General features: G+C 67.4%; 23 protein-coding genes and 1 other RNA gene. 6 read left to right on the top strand and 18 right to left on the bottom strand.

Annotated features, from left to right (window positions below; genetic code table 11):
- Positions 1 to 83: 83 nt before the first annotated feature.
- The 6 genes from GON01_RS11485 to ndhC all read right to left on the bottom strand — a co-directional run bounded on the left by GON01_RS11485 (position 84) and on the right by ndhC (position 4,403).
- Positions 84 to 755: a complex I 24 kDa subunit family protein gene (locus GON01_RS11485; protein WP_157027484.1), complete on the bottom strand. Its 672-nt coding sequence runs from the start codon at positions 753 to 755 to the stop codon at positions 84 to 86.
- Positions 755 to 985 carry a hypothetical protein gene (locus tag GON01_RS11490; RefSeq protein ID WP_157027485.1) on the bottom strand — a complete coding sequence of 77 codons (231 nt, stop codon included), beginning with the start codon at positions 983 to 985 and terminating at the stop codon, positions 755 to 757. Before GON01_RS11490 ends, GON01_RS11485 begins: the two co-directional genes overlap by 1 nt.
- 22 nt (positions 986 to 1,007) lie before the next feature.
- Complete coding sequence (locus GON01_RS11495) at positions 1,008 to 2,243, bottom strand: NADH-quinone oxidoreductase subunit D (RefSeq protein ID WP_157027486.1); 1,236 nt, start codon at positions 2,241 to 2,243, stop codon at positions 1,008 to 1,010.
- Positions 2,244 to 2,363: 120 nt separating this feature from the next.
- Positions 2,364 to 3,245 carry an NADH-quinone oxidoreductase subunit C gene (locus tag GON01_RS11500; RefSeq protein ID WP_157027487.1) on the bottom strand — a complete coding sequence of 294 codons (882 nt, stop codon included), beginning with the start codon at positions 3,243 to 3,245 and terminating at the stop codon, positions 2,364 to 2,366.
- 238 nt (positions 3,246 to 3,483) lie between these two features.
- Positions 3,484 to 4,035 (bottom strand): NuoB/complex I 20 kDa subunit family protein, encoded by a 552-nt coding sequence (locus GON01_RS11505; RefSeq protein WP_157027488.1) that lies wholly within the window; start codon positions 4,033 to 4,035, stop codon positions 3,484 to 3,486.
- Positions 4,026 to 4,403, bottom strand: coding sequence for an NADH-quinone oxidoreductase subunit A (gene ndhC, locus GON01_RS11510; RefSeq protein WP_157027489.1), 378 nt, complete (start codon positions 4,401 to 4,403; stop codon positions 4,026 to 4,028). Before ndhC ends, GON01_RS11505 begins: the two co-directional genes overlap by 10 nt.
- Before the next feature lie 142 nt (positions 4,404 to 4,545).
- Between ndhC and GON01_RS11515 the strand changes: the two genes are divergently transcribed.
- The gene (locus tag GON01_RS11515) at positions 4,546 to 6,171 is read left to right on the top strand and encodes an MFS transporter (protein ID WP_157027490.1); all 1,626 of its coding nucleotides are present in this window, start codon (positions 4,546 to 4,548) and stop codon (positions 6,169 to 6,171) included.
- A gap of 170 nt (positions 6,172 to 6,341) precedes the next feature.
- Here GON01_RS11515 and GON01_RS11520 read toward each other — a convergent pair whose 3' ends face one another.
- The 4 genes from GON01_RS11520 to GON01_RS11535 form a co-directional block, all read right to left on the bottom strand.
- Positions 6,342 to 7,142 carry an inositol monophosphatase family protein gene (locus tag GON01_RS11520; protein WP_157027491.1) on the bottom strand — a complete coding sequence of 267 codons (801 nt, stop codon included), beginning with the start codon at positions 7,140 to 7,142 and terminating at the stop codon, positions 6,342 to 6,344.
- A 116-nt stretch (positions 7,143 to 7,258) separates the two neighbouring features.
- Positions 7,259 to 7,822, bottom strand: a complete 564-nt coding sequence (gene efp, locus GON01_RS11525) for an elongation factor P (protein WP_046347809.1) — start codon at positions 7,820 to 7,822, stop codon at positions 7,259 to 7,261.
- A 39-nt stretch (positions 7,823 to 7,861) separates the two neighbouring features.
- Positions 7,862 to 8,449, bottom strand: coding sequence for a M23 family metallopeptidase (locus GON01_RS11530; protein ID WP_232328784.1), 588 nt, complete (start codon positions 8,447 to 8,449; stop codon positions 7,862 to 7,864).
- A 4-nt stretch (positions 8,450 to 8,453) separates the two neighbouring features.
- On the bottom strand, positions 8,454 to 9,452 hold the full coding sequence (locus GON01_RS11535) for a L,D-transpeptidase family protein (protein ID WP_309503515.1): 999 nt from the start codon (positions 9,450 to 9,452) through the stop codon (positions 8,454 to 8,456).
- 169 nt (positions 9,453 to 9,621) lie between these two features.
- Between GON01_RS11535 and GON01_RS11540 the strand changes: the two genes are divergently transcribed.
- Entirely contained in the window at positions 9,622 to 9,804 is a 183-nt protein-coding gene (locus GON01_RS11540) for a hypothetical protein (RefSeq protein ID WP_181600060.1), read from the top strand.
- Here the strand turns inward: GON01_RS11540 and thiE are convergent.
- Positions 9,801 to 10,463, bottom strand: coding sequence for a thiamine phosphate synthase (gene thiE, locus GON01_RS11545; RefSeq protein WP_157027493.1), 663 nt, complete (start codon positions 10,461 to 10,463; stop codon positions 9,801 to 9,803). The genes GON01_RS11540 and thiE overlap by 4 nt on opposite strands.
- 2 nt (positions 10,464 to 10,465) lie before the next feature.
- On the opposite strand from thiE, the gene GON01_RS11550 reads away from it, so the two are divergent.
- Positions 10,466 to 11,179 carry a DUF72 domain-containing protein gene (locus tag GON01_RS11550; protein WP_157027494.1) on the top strand — a complete coding sequence of 238 codons (714 nt, stop codon included), beginning with the start codon at positions 10,466 to 10,468 and terminating at the stop codon, positions 11,177 to 11,179.
- Positions 11,180 to 11,623: 444 nt separating this feature from the next.
- Here the strand turns inward: GON01_RS11550 and GON01_RS11555 are convergent, their stop codons facing one another.
- Genes GON01_RS11555 through tkt form a run of 7 tightly spaced genes read right to left on the bottom strand, consistent with a single transcriptional unit; the run spans position 11,624 to position 18,264 of the window.
- Positions 11,624 to 12,286 carry an O-methyltransferase gene (locus GON01_RS11555; RefSeq protein WP_157027495.1) on the bottom strand — a complete coding sequence of 221 codons (663 nt, stop codon included), beginning with the start codon at positions 12,284 to 12,286 and terminating at the stop codon, positions 11,624 to 11,626.
- A 1-nt stretch (position 12,287) separates the two neighbouring features.
- Complete coding sequence (locus GON01_RS11560) at positions 12,288 to 12,671, bottom strand: putative quinol monooxygenase (RefSeq protein ID WP_309503518.1); 384 nt, start codon at positions 12,669 to 12,671, stop codon at positions 12,288 to 12,290.
- Positions 12,668 to 13,573, bottom strand: coding sequence for a fructose bisphosphate aldolase (locus GON01_RS11565; RefSeq protein ID WP_157027496.1), 906 nt, complete (start codon positions 13,571 to 13,573; stop codon positions 12,668 to 12,670). The genes GON01_RS11560 and GON01_RS11565 overlap by 4 nt, the downstream gene beginning before the upstream one ends.
- 52 nt (positions 13,574 to 13,625) lie before the next feature.
- Positions 13,626 to 14,819, bottom strand: a complete 1,194-nt coding sequence (locus tag GON01_RS11570; RefSeq protein WP_157027497.1) for a phosphoglycerate kinase — start codon at positions 14,817 to 14,819, stop codon at positions 13,626 to 13,628.
- A complete protein-coding gene (locus GON01_RS11575) occupies positions 14,816 to 15,337 on the bottom strand; it encodes an MOSC domain-containing protein (RefSeq protein WP_309503522.1) in 522 nt (173 codons plus the stop codon). The genes GON01_RS11570 and GON01_RS11575 overlap by 4 nt, the downstream gene beginning before the upstream one ends.
- The gene (gene gap, locus GON01_RS11580; protein WP_157027498.1) at positions 15,280 to 16,290 is read right to left on the bottom strand and encodes a type I glyceraldehyde-3-phosphate dehydrogenase; all 1,011 of its coding nucleotides are present in this window, start codon (positions 16,288 to 16,290) and stop codon (positions 15,280 to 15,282) included. The genes GON01_RS11575 and gap overlap by 58 nt, the downstream gene beginning before the upstream one ends.
- Before the next feature lie 9 nt (positions 16,291 to 16,299).
- Positions 16,300 to 18,264: a transketolase gene (tkt, locus tag GON01_RS11585; protein ID WP_157027499.1), complete on the bottom strand. Its 1,965-nt coding sequence runs from the start codon at positions 18,262 to 18,264 to the stop codon at positions 16,300 to 16,302.
- 139 nt (positions 18,265 to 18,403) lie between these two features.
- Here tkt and GON01_RS11590 point away from each other — a divergent pair, with 139 nt between their 5' ends.
- The 3 genes from GON01_RS11590 (at position 18,404) to ssrS (ending at position 19,105) form a co-directional block, all read left to right on the top strand.
- On the top strand, positions 18,404 to 18,595 hold the full coding sequence (locus tag GON01_RS11590) for a hypothetical protein (RefSeq protein WP_157027500.1): 192 nt from the start codon (positions 18,404 to 18,406) through the stop codon (positions 18,593 to 18,595).
- A 19-nt stretch (positions 18,596 to 18,614) separates the two neighbouring features.
- The gene (locus GON01_RS11595) at positions 18,615 to 18,938 is read left to right on the top strand and encodes a cell division protein ZapA (RefSeq protein ID WP_157027501.1); all 324 of its coding nucleotides are present in this window, start codon (positions 18,615 to 18,617) and stop codon (positions 18,936 to 18,938) included.
- A gap of 11 nt (positions 18,939 to 18,949) precedes the next feature.
- A non-coding RNA gene (gene ssrS, locus GON01_RS11600) (6S RNA) lies at positions 18,950 to 19,105 on the top strand.
- The last annotated feature ends 4 nt before the right edge of the window (positions 19,106 to 19,109 follow it).

A 19,109-nucleotide genomic window follows, 5' to 3' on the forward strand; every position in this document is an offset into this window, starting at 1 on the left:
CGGGGCCCACCTGCCTTGCGGCGGCGGGACGAAGAAGAAGGTGGGTCCCGGCTTGCGCCGGGATGACGGAGAAGAGCCGACCATCACGCCGCCCACTCCCCGCGATAATCGTGGTTCTCGTCGACCATCTCGGTGAGCGTGGTCGGCCCACCCTCCGGCACGCTCGCGCGCCGGCCGATCGTGGAGCCGGGCTCCGGCGTCTCGCCCTTGGCCAGCGCGTCGATCACGGCGAGCGTGCGGTCGTAATCCAGGTCTTCGTAATTGTCGTCGTTGATCTGCACCATCGGCGCATTCGCGCACACGCCCAGACACTCGACTTCGGAGAGCGTGAACAGCCCGTCGGCCGTCGTCGCGCCCTTCTTCAAGCCCCGATCGTGGCAGGCACGCATCACGTCGTCGGAGCCGCGCAGCTGGCACGGCGTCGTTCCGCACACCTGCACGTGGTAGCGGCCGACCGGCGCCAGATTGTACATGGTGTAGAAGGTCGCGACTTCGTAGGCGCGGATGAACGGCATATCGAGCTCGCGCGCGACGAACTCGATCACCGGGATCGGCAGCCAGCCCTGCGTGTTCGTCTCGGCGCCGACCTGCCGCTGGGCGAGATCGAGCAACGGCATCACCGCCGATTGCTGCCGCCCCGGCGGATAGCGGCCGATGATGTCCTGCGCCGCTGCGGCATTCTCCGCCGTCCACGCGAACGCACCCCAGCGCGCGCGGGTCTCGGCCTCATCGGGAATTTGAATTGCGTCAGCCATTACTTCGCTTCTGTAAGATCCAGTCGACGTTCGACGCGGGAGAGCCGCTCTTCTACGCGGTCAAGCCGGCGGTTTACACCTGACACGCCGAGCACGAGGTTGCCGAGATGCTCATCGGTCGCCGTTGCGCGCATTTTGAGCTCGCCGACGTCAAACCGCAGCTCAGTCAGATCGGCCTGAAGTTTCTGCAGCACCGAGTAGATCAGCTCGTTTGTTACATTCTCAGCCATGCGTCACACCTAGCACGAGCGCTCACCGGTCGCACTCCCCGAACACGATGTCGATCGCGCCCAGGATCGCGGTCACGTCGGCGAGCATGTGGCCCTTGGTCATGAAGTCCATCGCCTGCAGGTGGCTGAACGCGGTCGGGCGGATCTTGCAGCGCCACGGCTTGTTGGTGCCGTCGGAGACCAGGTACACGCCGAACTCGCCCTTCGGGCTTTCGGTCGCGACATAGACTTCGCCGGCCGGCACGTGGAAGCCTTCGGTGTAGAGCTTGAAGTGGTGGATCAGCGCTTCCATCGATCGCTTCATCTCGCCGCGCTTGGGCGGCACCACCTTGCGGTCGAGGCTCGCGATCGGGCCGGCGGGCATGTCGTTCAGGCACTGCTTGATGATCCGCGCGGACTGGCGGACTTCCTCCACCCGCACCATGAACCGGTCGTAGCAGTCGCCGCGCGTGCCGACCGGCACGTCGAACTCGACCCGGTCATAGGCGTCATAGGGCTGCGACTTGCGCAGGTCCCACGGAATGCCGGAGCCACGGATCATCGGGCCCGAAAAGCCCCAGCGCAGCGCGTCTTCCTTCGACACCGTCGCGATATCGACGTTGCGCTGCTTGAAGATGCGGTTGTCGGCGACAAGGCTGATCGCGTCCTCGAACAGCCGCGGCAGCCGCTTTTCGGCCCATTCCCCGATACCGTCCAGCAGCGCCAGCGGCGCATCCTGGTGGACGCCGCCCGGGCGGAACCAGGCCGCGTGCATCCGCGCGCCGGAGACCCGCTCGTAGAACTGCATGATGTCCTCGCGCAGTTCGAACAGCCACAGGTTCGGCGTCATCGCGCCCACGTCCATCACGTGGGAGCCGAGGTTCAGCGTGTGGTTCTTGATCCGCGTCAGCTCCGCGAACAGCACGCGCAGATACTGGGCGCGCAGCGGCACTTCCAGGTCGAGCAGCTTCTCGACCGCGAGCACGTAACTGTGCTCCTGGCTCATCGGCGACGCGTAATCGAGCCGGTCGAAATAGGGCAAAGCCTGCAGATAGGTTTTGTTCTCGATCAGCTTTTCGGTGCCGCGGTGGAGCAGCCCGACATGCGGATCGACGCGCTCCACGATCTCGCCGTCCAGCTCCAGCACCATGCGCAGCACGCCGTGCGCGGCCGGATGCTGCGGGCCGAAGTTGATCGTGTAGTTCTGGATGTCGATGTCGCCGGGCGTGTCCGGCTGCGCGGGCTCGCGCGCATCGATCAGATCGAGGGCGTCAGCCATGATCAGCCTCGCAAATATGGATCGTCATCCCCGCGAAAGCGGGGACCCACCTGCCTTGGCGGCGGCGGGGAAGAACGAAGAAGGTGGGTCCCGGCTTTCGCCGGGATGACGGCAAGGAGGTCATTTGCCCTCCTTCTTCTTGGTCGTCCGCGGCGGCTTGGGCTCCGCCGTCTCGGGTTTGCTCGCTTCGGCGGGCGGCTCGGCGGGCTTGCCGTCGGCCTGGACCGGCTTCTCGCCCGGCTGGTTGCCCGGATGCGCCTGGCCGGCGCCGGTCTGGCCCGGATGCTCGGTGGTCTTCGCCTGCTCGACCGGCGGCTTGTCGGTCACGGTGACGGTGCCCGCCTTGGCGATCTGGTCGGCGGTCAGCGGCGTCGGCGCGCCCTTGGCCTCGGGTGAGGCCTTTTCGTCGCCGGGCAGCACATAGTCCGCGCCTTCCCAGGGCGAGGTGAAGTCGAAGCCGCGGAAATCCTGCGCCAGCGTCACCGGCTCGTAGATCACGCGCTTATGCTCTTCGGAATAGCGCATCTCGACATAGCCGGTCAGCGGGAAGTCCTTGCGCTGCGGAAAGCCCTTGAAGCCATAGTCGGTGAGGATGCGGCGCAGGTCCTGGTTGCCGTCGAACAGCACGCCGTACATGTCGTAGATTTCACGCTCCAGCCAGCCCGCGACCGGCCACAGCCCGGTCACGCTCGGCACCGGCGTCTCCTCATCGGTCGAGAGTTTGACGCGGACGCGGTGGTTCTTCGTCACCGACAGCAGGTGATAGACGACCTCGAACCGCTCGCCCCGCGCGGGATAGTCGACGCCCGCGATCTCCATCAGCTGCTGATAGTCGAACCGGTCGCGCAGCGTCCGCAGCACCTCCACGATCGCCGAACGCTCGACGGTGAACGTGACTTCATAGACACGCTCGACCGCCTCGATCAGCGCGCCGCCCAGCGCCGGCACGATCGCCGCGATCACCCCCTCGTTGGAGGCCTGGCGGGGAGCAGGACTCAGCATCAGATCCTCCCCTCGATTTTCGAGGGGAGGGGGACCGCGCGCAGCGCGGTGGAGGGGCGCGTAGCTGCGACCAGCGGCATGCCGAGGGCATGCCGCAGCAGCGGAGCGCGGCTGCGAAGCAGCCGGCGGGCGAAGCGGAGGGTTAGTCCGTCGGCTGCGCCGCCGGCCCCTCCACCATGCTGCGCATGGTCACCCTCCCCTGCCTTTGGCAGGGGAGGAATATGATTATGCATTACCCTCACCGCTCGATCGTCCCTTCGCGGCGGATTTTCCGCTGCAGCTGCATGATGCCGTACAGCAAGGCCTCCGCAGTCGGCGGGCAGCCGGGGACGTAGATGTCGACCGGCACGATGCGATCGCAGCCGCGCACCACCGAATAGCTGTAATGATAATAGCCGCCGCCGTTCGCGCACGATCCCATCGAGATCACGTATTTCGGCTCCGACATCTGGTCGTACACGCGGCGCAGCGCCGGGGCCATCTTGTTGCAGAGCGTGCCGGCGACGATCATCACGTCCGACTGGCGCGGGGAAGCGCGCGGCGCGACGCCGAACCGCTCCAGGTCATAGCGCGGCATGTTGACGTGGATCATCTCGACCGCGCAGCAGGCAAGACCGAAGGTCATCCACCACAAAGAGCCGGTCCGCGCCCACTGGAACAGGTCCTCGGTCGTGGTGACGAGGAAGCCCTTGTCGCCCAGCTCGGCATTCAGGTCGTTGAAGTAATTCTGGTCGGGAAGCTTGCCTTCGGGCGGGAAGACGTTCTCGGCCGGGCTCAGCATCACTCCCATTCGAGCGCTCCCTTCTTCCAGGCATAGATGTAGCCGAGCACCAATTCGCCGAGGAAGATCATCATCGCGATCCAGCTCGCCCAGCCGACGCTGAACAGCGACACCGCCCAGGGCCACAGGAACGCGGCTTCCAGGTCGAAGATGATGAACAGGATCGCGACCAGGTAGAAGCGCACGTCGAACTGGCTGCGGCTGTCCTCGAACGCCGGGAAGCCGCACTCATATTCGCTGAGCTTTTCCGGATACGGCTTGTGCGATCCGGTGAAGCGCGCCGCGATCATCGGCAGGAAGACGAACGCGGACGACAGCAGCAGCGCCACGCCCAGGAACAACAGGATCGGCAAATAGCCGGCGGCGACCGACGCCATCGTGAGAACTCCGTCAGGTGCGCGCCGCGCGAGACACGCGCAGCGGACTTGCGCGGGCATCTAGGCCGGAGGCGTTTGCGACGCAACACCTTAGCGGCCTGTGAAAAGGGAACGCCTGTTCCCCCTCGCCGGTTCACTCCCCATGCTCCAGCCTCAGCCGACGATCAGCGCGCAGGAATGCGCGCGCGGCATCCGCTTCCTGATGATCGACGCGGCGGCGGCGACCGCGATCGGCGCGCTCAACAGCGGCGTCGTGCTGCTGGCGCTGGCGCTGCACCTCGGCGCGTCGACGGTCGAGATCGGGCTGCTCGCGGCGATTCCGCTGCTCACCCAGGTGCTGCAGGCCCCGACCGTCAAGCTGGTGGAGCGCTGGCGGCGGCGGAAGCTGATCTCGGTCATGGGCGTGTTCACCGCGCGCCTCGCGCTGCCGATCTACGCCGCTGTCCCTTTCATTCCCGATCCGCGACTCGCCGCGGCGGTGCTGCTCGCGGCCGCGCTGCTCCATTACGGGCTGAACGCGGCCTCGGCGTGCAGCTGGAACAGCTGGATCCGCGACCTGATCCCGCCGGACCGGCTCGGCCATTTCTCGTCCAGGCGCGGCGTTTACGGCACCATCGTCAGCGCAGGCGCCACCGTCGCGGCCGCCGTCGCGCTCGGCTGGGCGCAGGGGTCGCACGCGGTCGGCAACCTGATCTTCAGCGGTCTCTACGTCGCCGGCTTCGTGTTCGGGCTGATCAGCACCGTGGCGCTCGCCCAGGTGCCGGAGCCGGTGATGACGGCCGAAAGCGTCAGCGCGCCGCTGCACCGTCTGCTGCTGGAGCCGCTGCGCCAGCCCAATTTCCGCAAGCTGCTGCGCTACGTCGCCAGCTGGCAATTCGCGGTCAATCTCGCGACGCCCTTCTTCACCGTCTATTTCGTCCGCGCATTGGGCTTCAGCCTCAGCTTCGTGCTCGCGCTGACCGTGATCAGCCAGCTCGCCAACGTCGCCGTGGTGCGCCAATGGGGGCGGATCAGCGACCGCTTCGCGAACAAGTCGACCTTGGCGGTGGCGACGCCGCTCTACATCCTCTGCGTCGCCGCCATGGCCTTCGCCAGCGACGTGCCGGCCGATGGCGGGCGCGCCGCCTATCTGATCCTGCTGCACGTGCTGATGGGCGCCAGCGGCGCCGGCGTCGGCCTCGCCGCCGGCAACATGGTGATGAAGCTGAGCCCGGCGGGCGCCGCGACCAGCTTCATGGCGACCAACGCGCTGGTCAGCGCGCTCGCCGCCGGCTCCGCGCCGATCGTCGGCGGCTGGGCGGCGGACTTCTTCGCGCGGCGGCGGCTGGAGCTGTCGCTGAACTGGTTCAGCCCGTCCGGCGTCGAGCAATTGCTCGGCATCACCTTCTCGCACTGGGAATTCTTCTTCCTGCTCTCGGCGCTGCTCGGCCTCTACAGCCTGCACCGGCTGTCGACGGTCGACGAGCCGGGCGCGGTCGAACGGCGCGAAGTGGTGCAGCACATCTTCACTTCCGCGCGCCGCACCTTGCGCAACGCGTCGTCGGTCGCGGGCCTCCGGCTCGCGGTGAGCTTCCCCGGCGGCGAGCTGGTCAAGCTGCGCGAGCGCGCGCCGCTGCTGCTGGAGGACATTTACGAGGATGAAAAGCATGTCAGCCCCGCCCCGCCGCCGATCGCGGCGATGCACGCGCTGCTCGACTCCGCGTTCAACGCCCCGGCCAACGACGGATCCTTCGACGAGCTGCTGAAGCGGCTGGACCGCGCCGCCTGAACGTCGCGCTGTCCTACAGGTCATGTTCCTGCTACGTTCCACGCATGGCGAGTCGGACCTTCCCATCTTCCGCGGCGAATGATCGCCTCAGTCGATCAATACCTTCGCATTGATAGAGGGGATTTTTTCCGCACGCCGAACCTTCCTAACCTTCCACCCGGAAGGAAGGCTCAGCGCAGCGCGCCGGCGACCAGCTTGTGCAGGCGGGAATGAAGCGCGTCGTTGGCGGCGAGGAACTCGCCCCGCTCCATAGCGCGGTCGCCGCCGCGGAAGTCGGTGACGAACCCGCCCGCCTCGCGCACCAGCAGCATGCCGGCGGCGACGTCCCAGGGCTTCAGCCCAGCTTCCCAGAAGCCGTCATAACGTCCGCCCGCAACCCAGGCGAGGTCGAGCGCGGCGGAGCCGAAGCGGCGAATGCCGGCGATCTCGGGCGCGACCGCGCCGAAGATGCGGCTCCACTGCGCCATGTCACCGTGTCCCTTGAACGGGATGCCGGTCGCGATCAGCGCTTCGTCCAGGCTGCGGCGGGAGGACACGCGCAGCCGCTGGTCCTGCAGCCAGGCGCCCCGGCCCTTCTCGGCCCAGAAGCTCTCGTCGGTCAGCGGCTGATAGACCAGGCCGCTGGTGATCTCGCCCGTCGGCTCCTGCACCGCGATCGAGATCGCGAAGTGCGGGATGCCGTGCAGGAAGTTGGAAGTGCCGTCCAAGGGATCGACGATCCAGCGCGGCTTGGCGGGATCGCCTTCGATCTCGCCCGCTTCCTCCATCAGGAAGCCCCAGTCCGGCCGCGCTTTCTTCAGCTCGTCGAACAGCGTCCGCTCGGCGCGCTGGTCGGCCATCGACACGAAGTCGGCCGGCCCCTTCCGCGAGACCTGGAGGTGCTGGACCTCGTTGAAGTCGCGCCGCAGCCGCGGCGCCGCCTTGCGCGCCGCGCGCTCCATGACGGTAAGAAGGCCGGAATGGGATGGCATCTGTTTCTCCTCCCCTCCCGCTTGCGGGAGGGGCTGGGGGAGGGCCTGAGTCAAACGGAAGAGCGTGCCGCTACACGCCCTCCCCTAACCCCTCCCGCAAGCGGGAGGGGAACTGGTCAATCCGCCCGGCGGACGTAGGTCTTCTCATACACGTCGACGACGATCCGGGTTCCGCTGGCGATGTGCGGCGGCACCATCACGCGGACGCCGTTGTCCAGCACGGCGGGCTTGTAGCTGGAGGACGCCGTCTGACCCTTCACCACTGCGTCGGCCTCGACGATCGTCGCTTCGATCGTGTCGGGCAGCTGCACCGAGATCGGGCGCTCGTCGTACAGCTCCAGCACCACGTCCATGCCGTCCTGCAGGAACGCGGCTTCGTCGCCCAGCATGTCGGCACTGAGCGTGATCTGGTCGTAGGTGTCCTTGTCCATGAAGGTCAGCTGGTCGCCGTCGCGGAACAGGAACTGGAAGTCCTTGGTATCCAGCCGCACGCGCTCGACGGTCTCGGCGGAACGGAAGCGGACGTTGGTCTTGCGGCCGTCGATCAGGTTCTTCATCTCGACCTGCATATAGGCGCCGCCCTTGCCCGGCTGGGTGTGCTGGATCTTCACCGCGCGCCACAGGCCGCCTTCATATTCGATGATGTTGCCGGGACGAATGTCCACGCCGCTGATCTTCATGTGTCGGACCTTGAGAAAGACTGGAAAGTGGCGCGCGCCTTAGCGGGCGCCGGGCTGTCCGGCAAGCAGCGGGTAGGGATTCACTTCCTGTCCCTGCCACCAGCCTTGGCCCGCGCCCATGCGCTTGATCTCGAAATGAAGGTGCGGCGCCTCCGGGCTGGCATCGCCCGTGGAGCCGACCGTCGCGATCTGCTCGCCGGTCCGGACCTGCTTCCCCTCGGCCAGCCCCGGGCGGTAGGCGTCCAGATGTGCGTAGTAATAGACGGTCGATCCGTCGGGGCTGCGCACATAGACGGTGTGCCCGCCATTGTCGCTTTCGAAGAGCTTCTCGACCCGCCCCGGCGCCGCCGCGATCACCGGCGTGCCGCGCGGCGCCATGATATCGATCGCGTGATGCTCGCGGCTGCCGCCGCCCCGGCTCTGCCCCCAGGTGTCGGTCAGCTGGTCGGCGCTGACGCCCGCGACCGGGATGATAAGGCCGGAGCTCGCCTGCACCGGCGTCGCGGTCGCGCTGGGCGCAGGCTGCGGAGCGGGCGCCGGTGCCCGGCTCCCCGGCCGCAGCATCAGCGCGAACCCGATCGCCGCGAGGATGAAGATCAGCAGCAGGAACCAGCCGAACCTGTTCAAGGGCTCACTCCTCGAAGATGGCGGGCGTGCCGGGCTTCACGATCAGCGACAGCCGCGCCGCGTCCCAGTTGGTCATGCGGATGCAGCCATGGCTTTCGGTCCGGCCGATCGTCTGCGGCTCGGACGTGCCGTGGATGCCGTAATGATCCTTGGTCAGGTCCATCCAGATCACCCCCACCGGGCCGTTCGGGCCGGCCGGAAGCAGCTGCTTCTCGTCGCTCGCCTTCGCGTCCCAGAACAGGTCCGGGTTGTAGTGGAACTTGGGATTGTAGGAATAGGTCGTGATCTTCCAGTTGCCGATCGGCAGCGGGTCGTGGGTCGAGCCCATCGTGACCGGGAATTGCGCGACGACCGTGTCGCCCGCGAACACCCGCAGCACGCCATCGGACTTGTCGACGATGATCCGGTCGCCCTTGGGCTGGTTGGCGTCGACGTTCAGGCCGGACAGAGTCTGCCGCCACGCCGCGTCCTTCACGCCCGAATAGTCGCGCGACGTGGGGATCGCGCCGGGCACGGTGATCGGCTGGCCCGCCTTCAGCGGCGTGTCGGGGCTGTTGAGCGCCACCAAAGTCGCCGGCGTGGTGTGGAACCGCTCGGCCAGCTTCTCCAGCGCGGTGCGGTAGCAGAAGCAGGGCAGCTTCGCCTGCGCCTCCGGATCGTCCGGGATCGGGTTGACGAACGGCCCCGCGACGTCGCCCTGCCCGATCCTGAGCGTGACTGTCGGCCGGTTCGCCCGATAGGGATAGAGCGCACGCAGCGTCGGCTGGTCGATCTTGCCGGTCGGCTTGAGGCCATGCGTCTCCTGGAAGCCGCGCAGCGCGAGCCGCAGCGATTCCCCTTCCATCCCGTCGATCACGCCCGGCGAAAAGCCGAGCCGGTCGAGGATCACCTGCACGTGCATCACCGTGCGATCGATCGCCGGCTGGTCCTGTTGCTTGCCGGTTTGCGCCGCCGCCGCAACCGCGATTGCGGCCATCGCCGCCGACACCAGAGTTCGTTTCACGCCTGTGCTACTCCCTGCCAATCCAGACCAAACGCGAAGCCGCGGATTTCTTTCCGGCAGGGAAATGAACGCCTTGACGCGAAGCTTCGTCGCCGCGCCGGTCGCTTTCGTCGCTTCTGTGCAATACGCTTGGCCGCTCTGCGCGTATGCGGCCGGCAGGAGTCGCCTCGTGCCAGATGTGTTCAAGCCTCTCGGGTCAAAGCCGCTGCCGCCCGCCGCCGGAAAGTTCGGCGAGCGCGCCGTCAGCGCGTCTTCGGGCGGCTACCGGCCAGCGGGCTGCCCGAGCCCCGACCAGTTCGAAGCGCGCTTCCTGTTCGCCAACGACCCGAAGCAGCCGCCGCACGCCGCCTAGGAAAGCAGCGCGGCAAAGCGCCGCACCGCCTCGGCCTCGCCTTCGGGCGCGTTCCACACCGCGCCGCACACCGCCAGGAAATCGGCGCCGGCTTCGACCAATGGCCGCGCATTGTCGGGCGTGATGCCGCCGATCGCGACGCAAGGGATCTCGAACAGGGTCGACCACCAGCCGAGGATCGACGGGTCCGGTCGGTGCCGCACTTCCTTGGTCGTGGTCGGGTAGAAGGCGCCGAACGCGACATAGTCGGCGCCAGCCTCGCCCGCTTCCATCGCCAGATGCTTGCTGTCATGAGCCGTCACGCCGATCTGCGCGCCGGGCCCGAGCACGCGCCGTGCCTCGCGGGGGTCCCCGTCGTCCTGCCCCAGGTGCACGCCGTCGGCGCCCAGCCGCTTCGCCAGCGCCACCGAATCATTGACCATGAATGCGACATCCCGCTCGGCGCAGATGCGCTGCAGCGGCTCGGCGAGCGCGGCCGCCTTGTGTTGGTCGATATCCTTCACCCGGAACTGGAAGGCCGCGACCGGCCCTGCACCCAGCGCCCGCGCCAGCCGGTCGGGAAAGTCGCCGCCCACGTCGAGCGGCGAGATCAGGTAAAGCTGGCAGGGCCCGCGTTCCTCGTCACGGGAGAACAGTTCGGCAAAGGATTCGTTGGGCATCGATGATCCGTATCGGTTGCTCCGGCTGGAACTACCGGCATTGGCAAGGGCTGTTCTATCCCGAAGGCCTGCCCGTCAAGCGCTGGTTCGCACACTATGCAGCGCACTTCGACACGGTCGAGATCAACGCGAGCTTCTACCGCCTCCCCACCGCCGAGACGTTCGCGAAATGGCGCGATCAGGCGCCGCCCGGCTTCTGCTACGCGGTCAAGGCGCCCCGCTTCATCACTCATATGCGCAAGCTGAAGGACTGCGAGCCGGGCATGGCCGAGTTCCTCACCCGCGCGCGCCACCTCCAGCCGGCGCTCGGTCCGATCCTCTACCAGCTCCCGCCCAGATGGCACTTCGACCGCGAGCGGCTGCAAAGCTTCCTGGCCTCGCTGCCGAAAGACCTCACCCATGTCTTCGAGTTCCGCGAGCCGAGCTGGCTGGCGGACGAGGTATTGGCCTTGCTGGACGAAGCCGACGTCGGCTTCTGCGCCCACGACTTCCCCGGCCTCGCCACCCAGCGCGCCGCGACCGGGCCTGTCGCCTATGTGCGCTTCCACGGCAGCAGCGGCAAATATTGGGGCCGCTACCCGGACGACGCTCTCTCAGAATGGGCCGACTGGATGCGTGAGCAGGAGGCGGCAGGCCGAACCGTCTGGGCCTATTTCAACAACGACATCCACGGCCACGCGATCGAGGATGCAATGGCGCTGAAGCGCTTGGTCTAATCGGGCGTCTATGTCAGCTAGGGGTGGTTACCGGACCAATCACCTCTCCATTAGGGAGAGGTCGAGTCAGCGCTTGCGCTGACCGGGTGAGGGGTTGGACCTCTCCACGAAGTCCTGGTCCCCTCACCCCGCTCGCGGCGGAGCCGCGAGTCGCCCTCTCCCATGGGAGAGGGGCCGCAATGGTCGAAAGCAGACCTTGTATTTGGCGCGGTCGGCCCGGGCACGCGAAAGCCCTCACGAGAGCGGCGCCTCCTCAAAATGTGCTGTCCTACATGCGTCGGGATGTGCCAAATCAGGCTTGGCTCTTTGACATCGTGTGCTCTCGACAGGTTCGCCGCTTCGCCGGTTGGCCGGTACAGCATTTTTATCCTCTACGTACCGCGACCTTTGCTGACCTTTCGCCTGTTCGGGCGTCCAGAGCGACCCGATGCCTGCAATCGCCGGTCAGCCCGTGACCACGCCGAGCGCGAAGCCGTCCCATTTCTTGGTGCCGACTGTCTGCACGGCCGTCGCGCTCAGCCGCGGTTCGGCGGCCATCGCCTCGAACAGGGCGCGAGTCCCCTGCACGCGTGAGTCGGCATGGCCGGGATCGAGGATGCCGCCTTCGCGCACGACATTGTCGAACACGATCATCGTGCCGGCGCGAGACAGGCGCAGGGCTGCGCGGAGATAGCCCGGATAACCTTCCTTGTCCGCGTCGACGAAGATGAAGTCGAACGGCGCCTCGCCGCCCGCGATCATCGCTTCGAGCGTTTCAGATGCCGGGCCGACGCGCACGTCCACCTTGTCCGCCAGCGTGGCCCGCGCGAGGTTCGCGCGGGCAACGTCGGCATGATGCGGGTCCAGCTCCAGCGTGACCAGATGCCCGCCTTCCGGCAGCGCACGCGCCAGCCAGATCGTCGAATAGCCGCCGAGCGTGCCGACCTCCAGAATCCGCCGCGCGCCGGTGCCGAGCGCGAGCAAATGGAGCATCTTGCCCTGGACCGCCGATACGTCGATCGCGGGCAGCCCGGCCGCCGCGTTCGCCGCCAGCGCCGCGTCCAGCACGGGGTCGTCGCCCAGCAGATGGCCCGCGATATAGTCATCGACCGCAGACCATTGGTTCATCTCACTTGCCTCCAAGGCCGATGCCACCGATCGGCTTCAGCTCGGCGGCGGCGTCGAAGCCGGCGATCAGCGGCCGGGCCTTGGCGATCGCGTCCCGGACGGCGGGAAGCTTCAGCGAGGCGGCGTGACTGTCCTTGCTGTCCCAGGCCTCGGCAACCCAGAGCGCGTCCGGGTCCTTCAGGTCTTCCGACACGACATAGCTGAGGCAGCCGGGCATGTCGGCACTCCCGCTGAGCAACAGCCTGGCAAGTGCATCGCGCTGACCCGGCGTCGCGGTGATCTTGCCGATCATGCCGTACATGCCCGTGCCTCCTTCCGCCGCGAAGGCGCCGCCGCCCAGGGTCGCGATCAGACCGGCCGCGACCATGGTGCGGCGGTCGATCATGCCGTGACCGGCACCTTCTGCGTCGACGCGTGGTGGATCTCGTCGATCGCGCCGCCCAGCGAGCGGTTGAACGCGTCGTCGCTCATCTGGTGGCGCAGGTCTTCCAGCAGCGCGCGGCTGAAGCTGGCGATCATGCCGCGGTTCTTGGCGAGCTCGGCGCAGGCGTCGGGCCGGCTGTAGCCGCCGGACAGCGCCACGACGCGCAGCACGCGCGGGTGGTCGACCAGCGTGTCGAACAGGCCGGACTTGGCCGGGATCGACAGCTTCAGCATCACCTTGTCGCTGCCCGGCATTGCGTCGAGCGCCTTGGTGAGCTCGTCGAGCAGGATCGCGTCCGCCTCGGCCCGCTCTGCACTCTTGATGTTCACTTCCGGCTCGATGATCGGCACCAGAGCGTGCGCGAGCACCTGCTGCGCCACCTCGAACTGCTGCTTCACGATCGCGGCGATGCCCTCGCGATTGGCGAGGTTGATCACCGACCGCTCCTTGGTGCCGAACACGCCCAGCCCCTTGGCGCGGGTGAGCAGCGCATCGAGCTCCGGCATCGGCTTCATCAGCTGCACGCCGTTCGCTTCTGCCTCCAGCCCCTTGTCGATCTTGATGAAAGGCACGACGCCCTTCTCGATCAGCGCCTGCGGGACCGGCTTGCCGTCCACCTGCCCGTCCATCGTGCGCTCGAACAGGATCGCGCCGATCACTTTCTGGCCGTTGAAGCAGGGCGAAGTGATAATGCGGCTGCGCATCTGGTGGATCAGGCCGAACATCTCCTCGTCGTTCGACCAGGCGCCTTCCTCGACGCCATAACCCTTCAGCGCCTTGGGCGTGGAGCCGCCGCTCTGGTCCAGCGCGGCGATAAATCCGTTTCCGTCGGCAATCTTGGCAGTCATGTCGGCGGTGTTCATGTCATTCCCTGATTTGTGGTTCCTGCGTTCCGAACGCCTAGCTTGACGGGCGTCAGCGGTCCAGCGCCGCCACGCCGGGAAGCTCCTTGCCTTCCATCCATTCGAGGAAGGCGCCGCCCGCGGTCGAGACGAAAGTGAAGTCGTCCGCCACGCCGGCCTGGTTCAGCGCCGCGACCGTATCGCCGCCGCCGGCGACCGAGACCAGCGAACCCTCGCGGGTCAGCGCTGCGGCCGTCTTGGCGAGGCTGACGGTGGCCGCGTCGAAGGGCGGCGTCTCGAACGCGCCGAGCGGGCCGTTCCACACCAAAGTGCGGCAGGTCTTCAGCACGTCGGCGAGCGCTTCGGTTGCGGCCGGGCCGATATCAAGGATCATCTCGTCGGCGCTGACCTCATGCACGTTGACGGTGCGGGTCGGCGGGTTCGGCTTGAACTCCTTCGCGACCACCACGTCATAGGGCAGGTGCACGGTGCAGTTGGCGCGGTCTGCAGCCTCCAGGATCGCTTCGGCCGTGGCGGTCAGGTCGTGCTCGCACAGCGACTTGCCGACATTCACGCCGCGCGCGGCGAGGAAGGTGTTCGCCATGCCGCCGCCGATGATCAGGTGATCGACCTTGGCGACGAGGTGCTTCAGCACGTCCAGCTTGGTCGAGACCTTGGCGCCGCCGACCACCGTCGCGACCGGATGCTCGGGATTGCCGAGCGCCTTTTCGAGCGCGCCCAGCTCCGCCTCCATCTGCCGCCCGGCAAAGGCGGGCAGGATGCGCGCCAGCCCCTCGGTCGAGGCGTGCGCCCGATGCGCGGCGGAGAAAGCGTCATTCACGTAGAGATCGCCCAACCGCGACATGCCGGCGACCAGCTCGGCATCGTTCCGCTCCTCGCCGGCATGGAAGCGAGTGTTCTCCAGCACCGCGATATCGCCTGGCTTCAGGTCGGCGACCGCGGCTTCAGCGATCTCGCCTTCGCAATCGTCGATGAACTGGACCGGCCGGCCAAGCAGGTCGGACAAGGGTTTCGTCACCAGCGCCAGCGACAGTTCCGGATCGCGCTTGCCCTTGGGCCGGCCGAAATGGGCGAGGACCAGCACGATCGCGCCCCGGTCCGACAGCTCGGCGATGGTCGGGACGGCGGCGCGCAGCCGCGTGTCGTCGGTCACCTTCGCTTCCTGGGTCGGCACGTTCAGGTCTTCGCGGACCACCACGCGCTTGCCGCTGATATCCCCCATGTCGTCCAGCGTCTTGTAGGTCATTCCTCACCTTCGATTGAAACCGGGTCGCCGACCCGTATGTCGCCGCCGTCCAGCACCCGCGCCAGCGCGCCGCCGCGCCAGTCGGGCATGAGGACTGCCTTCAACCCCGGCACGATGGCATCCATGCGGCTGCACGGATCGCACTCGCACGTGATCTCCAGCCGCACGTCCGCGCCGATGCGGATCACCGCGCCCGCTCGCTGGGGCAGCTCGATGCCGTCGAGCAGCAGGTTCGCCCGCCGCTCCTGCCATTCGACGACGGTGCCCAGCTCCTCGATCGCGGCGAGCCATTTGTCCGCCGCGATCATCGAGACCTGGCGCCTGTCCTTGCCGCCGGGGCGGATGGCGCCGCGAAAGTCGCCGGCCAGCCCGCCGTCACGCGTGACATGGACATGGTCGAGCACTTCCATCGGCGCCCGCGGGAAGGCGTGGCGCGCGATCCCGCGCAGAGTGCCTGTCGTCAGCCGAGCCTCGCCATCGCGGTCGCGGTATCGACCATGCGGTTCGAAAAGCCCCATTCATTGTCGTACCAGGACACGACGCGGACCAGCTTGCCTTCCAGCACCGCGGTCTCGAGGCTGTCGACGGTGGACGACGCCGGCGTGTGCATCAGGTCGATCGAGACCAAAGGCTCGTCAGAATAGTCGAGGATGCCGGCGAGGCGGCCGCTTTCCGCGGCGGCCTTCAGGATCGCGTTGACCTCGTCCTTGGTCGTGTCGCGCTTCGGCGTGAAGGTCAGGTCGACCAGGCTGACGTCCGGCACCGGCACGCGGATCGCCGAGCCGTCCAGCTTGCCCTTCAGTTCCGGCAGCACTTCGCCCACGGCGCGAGCTGCGCCGGTGGTCGTCGGAATCATCGACATGGCGGCGGCGCGGGCGCGGCGTAGGTCCGAATGGATCTGGTCCAGGATCTTCTGGTCGTTGGTGTAAGCGTGGACGGTCGTCATCAGCCCGCGCTCGATGCCGACGCTGTCGTTCAGCACCTTGGCGACCGGGGCCAGGCAGTTGGTGGTGCATGACGCGTTCGAGACGATCTTGTGCTCCGCCGTCAGCTTGTCGTCGTTGACGCCGTAAACGACGGTCAGGTCGACATTCTTGCCCGGCGCCGAGATCAGCACCTTCTTCGCACCCGCGGCAATATGCTTCTCGGCGCTCGCGCGGTCGGTGAAGAAGCCGGTGCATTCCAGCACCAGGTCAACGCCCAGCTCGCCATGGATCAGGTTGGCCGGATCCTTCTCGGCGGTCACGCGGATATGCTTGCCGTCAATGACCAAGTCATTGCCCTCGGCATGTACTTCGCCCGGATATTTGCCGTGCACGGAATCGCGCTTGAACAGCCAGGCGTTGGACCGGGCATCGGCCAGATCGTTGATCGTGACCAGCTCCAGCTCCGAGCTCTTGCGCTCCAGCATTGCCCGCGCGACGAGCCGCCCGATACGCCCGAAGCCGTTGATCGCAACCTTGACCGTCATGTTCGCTCCTTATGCTTTGAGCGCCGCGAGGATTTGCGGCGCGATCGCGTCGGGGGTGAGCCCGAAATGCTTGTAGAGGTCGGCGGCCGGCGCGGAAGCGCCATAGCCGTCAATGCCGAAGCGCAGGCCATCGGCACCTGTGTAGCGTTCCCAGCCAAGCGTGGTGCCGGCCTCGATCGATACCTTGAGCACATCGCCCGGCAGCAGGTCGGCGCGATAAGCGGCGTCCTGCGCGTCGAAGCGTTCCCAGCTGGGCATCGAGACGACATCGGCGCCGATCCCCTGATCTTCGAGCCTGTCACGGACGCCGACCGCAATCTCGACTTCGGAGCCGGTGGCGATCAGCACGACCCGGCGCGCCGCACCGGCCGCACGCAGCCGATAGGCGCCGCGCGCCGAGCGGTTCTCGGCCGCCTCGTCGCGAAGCTGCGGCAGGTTCTGGCGGGAAAGCGCGATCAGCGACGGCCCATCCGTCCGCTCCAGCGCGAGCGCCCAGCATTCGGCCGTCTCGACCGCGTCGCAGGGACGGAGCACGTCGAGGTTCGGGATCAGCCGCAGCGAGGTCAGATGCTCGATCGGCTGGTGGGTCGGGCCGTCCTCGCCCAGGCCGATCGAATCGTGCGTCATCACATAGACGACGCGCGCGCCCTGCAGCGCGGAGAGGCGGATCGCGGGCCGGCAATAGTCGGAAAAGACCAGGAACGTGCCGCCATAGGGGATCACGCCGCCGTGCAGCGCGAGGCCGTTCATCGCCGCCGCCATCCCGAACTCGCGGATGCCGTAATAGATGTAGCGCCCCGAATAATCGTCCCGCGTCAAAGGCTTCAGCGCCTTTGTCTTGGTGTTGTTTGAACCCGTCAAGTCGGCCGAGCCGCCGATCGTCCACGGCACGGCGGCGTTGATCGCCTCCAGCGCCATCTCGCTCGCCTTGCGTGTCGCGACCTTCTGCGGGCTGGCGAGCAGCCCGTCGAGATAGGGCTTCAGCCAGTCCGACGAAACGCGGCCGGCGAGCTGCGCCTGCAGCTCCGCCTTGCGGCCGCTGCCGTCGAACCGCGAGGTCCACGCCGAACGGTCGGCCGCGCCCCGCGCGCCGTAGCGCTTCCATTCGGCCGTGATCTCCTCGGGGATCACGAACGGCTCCGCGGTCCAGACCAGCGCCTCCCGCGCCGCCGCCACTTCCGCCGCTCCCAAAGCCGCGCCGTGCGTCGCGGACGTGCCCTGCTTGTTCGGCGCACCCTTGCCGATGATCGTCCGGCACGCGACCAGCGACGGCCGCGGATCGGCGATCGCTTCGTCGAACGCGCGCGCGATGTCGGCGGCGTCGTGGCCGTCGCAGCGCACCACATGCCAGCCCGATGCTTCGTAGCGCGCCGGGACATTCTCGCTGGTCGACAGGTCGGTCGAGCCGTCGATCGTGATATGGTTGTCGTCCCACAGCACGATCAGGCGGCCGAGCCTCAGATGCCCGGCCAGACCGACCGCTTCATGGTTGATCCCTTCCATCAGGCAGCCATCGCCCGCGACCACCCATGTGCGGTGGTCGACCAGATCGTCCCCATAGGAGGCGTTCAGGTGCCGCTCCGCGATCGCCATGCCGACCGCCGTCGCGAACCCCTGCCCCAGCGGCCCGGTCGTCGTCTCCACGCCCGGCAGCTCGAAATTCTCGGGGTGCCCCGCGCACGGGCTCCCGAGCTGGCGGAAGCGCTTGATGTCGTCGATTGTCGGCCGCTGGTATCCGGTCAAATACAGCAGCGAGTAGATCAGCATCGATCCGTGCCCGGCCGACAGCACGAAGCGGTCGCGATCCGGCCAGTGCGGATCGGCGGGATCATACTTCAGATAACGCGTGAACAGCACCGTCGCGACATCGGCCATGCCCATCGGCATGCCGGGATGGCCGGAGTTCGCCGCCTCGACCGCATCCATCGCCAGGGCGCGGATCGCGTTGGCGAGCTGGTCGTGCGTGACGGTCATTTGCGGTCCCGAAGTTGATAGAGTCCGAGTGCTGAGTCGCGCCCAGGCGCGGGTGCTTTGGGATGTTCCCCGCGGTGCGTCAACCTTGGCCCAAAGAGACTCGTTTGCCGGGAAGGTTAACCGTGCTACTTAAGACGCCGTGACAGATGAGCGGCTTGCACATGCGATCAGACGGCTCGACCGGGCCCTGGCCAGGGTCGAGCTCGCGTCGCAGCGCGCCGCGGCGCGGCCCGATCCCGAGCTCGCACGGCTGGTGCGTCGTCACGAGCGCCTGCGCGAGCGAACGCGCGAGGCGATCGCCGCAATCGATCGGCTGACGGGGACGGGCTGAGCGCCGGATTGGGGGGTGAATGGCCGAAGTGACGATCGAGGTGGGCGGGCGCCGCTATGACGTGGCCTGCCGCGATGGCGAGGAGGCCCAGCTCCGCCGTGTAGCCATGCTGGTGGACCAGAAGGCGGAGCAGGCGCGCGCAGCCGTCGGCAACGCCAATGAAAGCCGGCTGCTGCTGCTGGCGGCGCTGCTTCTCGCCGACGAGCTGAACGATCTGCGCCAGGGCACGCGCGCGCCGCTGCCGCCCGACACCGGTTCCGCCCTCGCCGATGCGGTCGAGGAGCTCGCCGCGCGCGTCGAAACGCTGGCGGAGCATCTTGAGAGCGGGGCCGCCGCCGCCTAGATTAGAGGCGACGGGTACTGCTCGGTGCGAGCCTCAGCATTATCCCTGAGCCGATTCAGAATCCTAGGGGGCTGTCCCTGGCCGGGCCCTGGCCCGATCCACATGGTCCCCACCTGACGTTTGGGCGTCAGAGGATATTCCTGGCAAACGGCCATAGCGGTCCCGTCACCC

The organism is Sphingomonas horti (genome assembly GCF_009753715.1).
Classification (GTDB): domain Bacteria; phylum Pseudomonadota; class Alphaproteobacteria; order Sphingomonadales; family Sphingomonadaceae; genus Sphingomonas_B; species Sphingomonas_B horti.

Coding starts and splice junctions, on each gene's coding strand:
- GON01_RS11565 (WP_157027496.1), bottom strand. CDS start 13,573: ATGAACACCGCCGACATGACTGCCAAGATTGCCGACGGAAACGGATTT.
- GON01_RS11550 (WP_157027494.1), top strand. CDS start 10,466: ATGATCCGTATCGGTTGCTCCGGCTGGAACTACCGGCATTGGCAAGGG.
- GON01_RS11595 (WP_157027501.1), top strand. CDS start 18,615: ATGGCCGAAGTGACGATCGAGGTGGGCGGGCGCCGCTATGACGTGGCC.
- GON01_RS11560 (WP_309503518.1), bottom strand. CDS start 12,671: ATGATCGACCGCCGCACCATGGTCGCGGCCGGTCTGATCGCGACCCTG.
- GON01_RS11500 (WP_157027487.1), bottom strand. CDS start 3,245: ATGCTGAGTCCTGCTCCCCGCCAGGCCTCCAACGAGGGGGTGATCGCG.
- ndhC (WP_157027489.1), bottom strand. CDS start 4,403: ATGGCGTCGGTCGCCGCCGGCTATTTGCCGATCCTGTTGTTCCTGGGC.
- GON01_RS11520 (WP_157027491.1), bottom strand. CDS start 7,142: ATGCCATCCCATTCCGGCCTTCTTACCGTCATGGAGCGCGCGGCGCGC.
- gap (WP_157027498.1), bottom strand. CDS start 16,290: ATGACGGTCAAGGTTGCGATCAACGGCTTCGGGCGTATCGGGCGGCTC.
- thiE (WP_157027493.1), bottom strand. CDS start 10,463: ATGCCCAACGAATCCTTTGCCGAACTGTTCTCCCGTGACGAGGAACGC.
- GON01_RS11515 (WP_157027490.1), top strand. CDS start 4,546: ATGCTCCAGCCTCAGCCGACGATCAGCGCGCAGGAATGCGCGCGCGGC.
- GON01_RS11485 (WP_157027484.1), bottom strand. CDS start 755: ATGGCTGACGCAATTCAAATTCCCGATGAGGCCGAGACCCGCGCGCGC.
- efp (WP_046347809.1), bottom strand. CDS start 7,822: ATGAAGATCAGCGGCGTGGACATTCGTCCCGGCAACATCATCGAATAT.
- tkt (WP_157027499.1), bottom strand. CDS start 18,264: ATGACCGTCACGCACGACCAGCTCGCCAACGCGATCCGCGCCCTGGCG.
- GON01_RS11555 (WP_157027495.1), bottom strand. CDS start 12,286: ATGAACCAATGGTCTGCGGTCGATGACTATATCGCGGGCCATCTGCTG.
- GON01_RS11575 (WP_309503522.1), bottom strand. CDS start 15,337: ATGGGGCTTTTCGAACCGCATGGTCGATACCGCGACCGCGATGGCGAG.
- GON01_RS11495 (WP_157027486.1), bottom strand. CDS start 2,243: ATGGCTGACGCCCTCGATCTGATCGATGCGCGCGAGCCCGCGCAGCCG.
- GON01_RS11570 (WP_157027497.1), bottom strand. CDS start 14,819: ATGACCTACAAGACGCTGGACGACATGGGGGATATCAGCGGCAAGCGC.
- GON01_RS11505 (WP_157027488.1), bottom strand. CDS start 4,035: ATGGGAGTGATGCTGAGCCCGGCCGAGAACGTCTTCCCGCCCGAAGGC.
- GON01_RS11490 (WP_157027485.1), bottom strand. CDS start 985: ATGGCTGAGAATGTAACAAACGAGCTGATCTACTCGGTGCTGCAGAAA.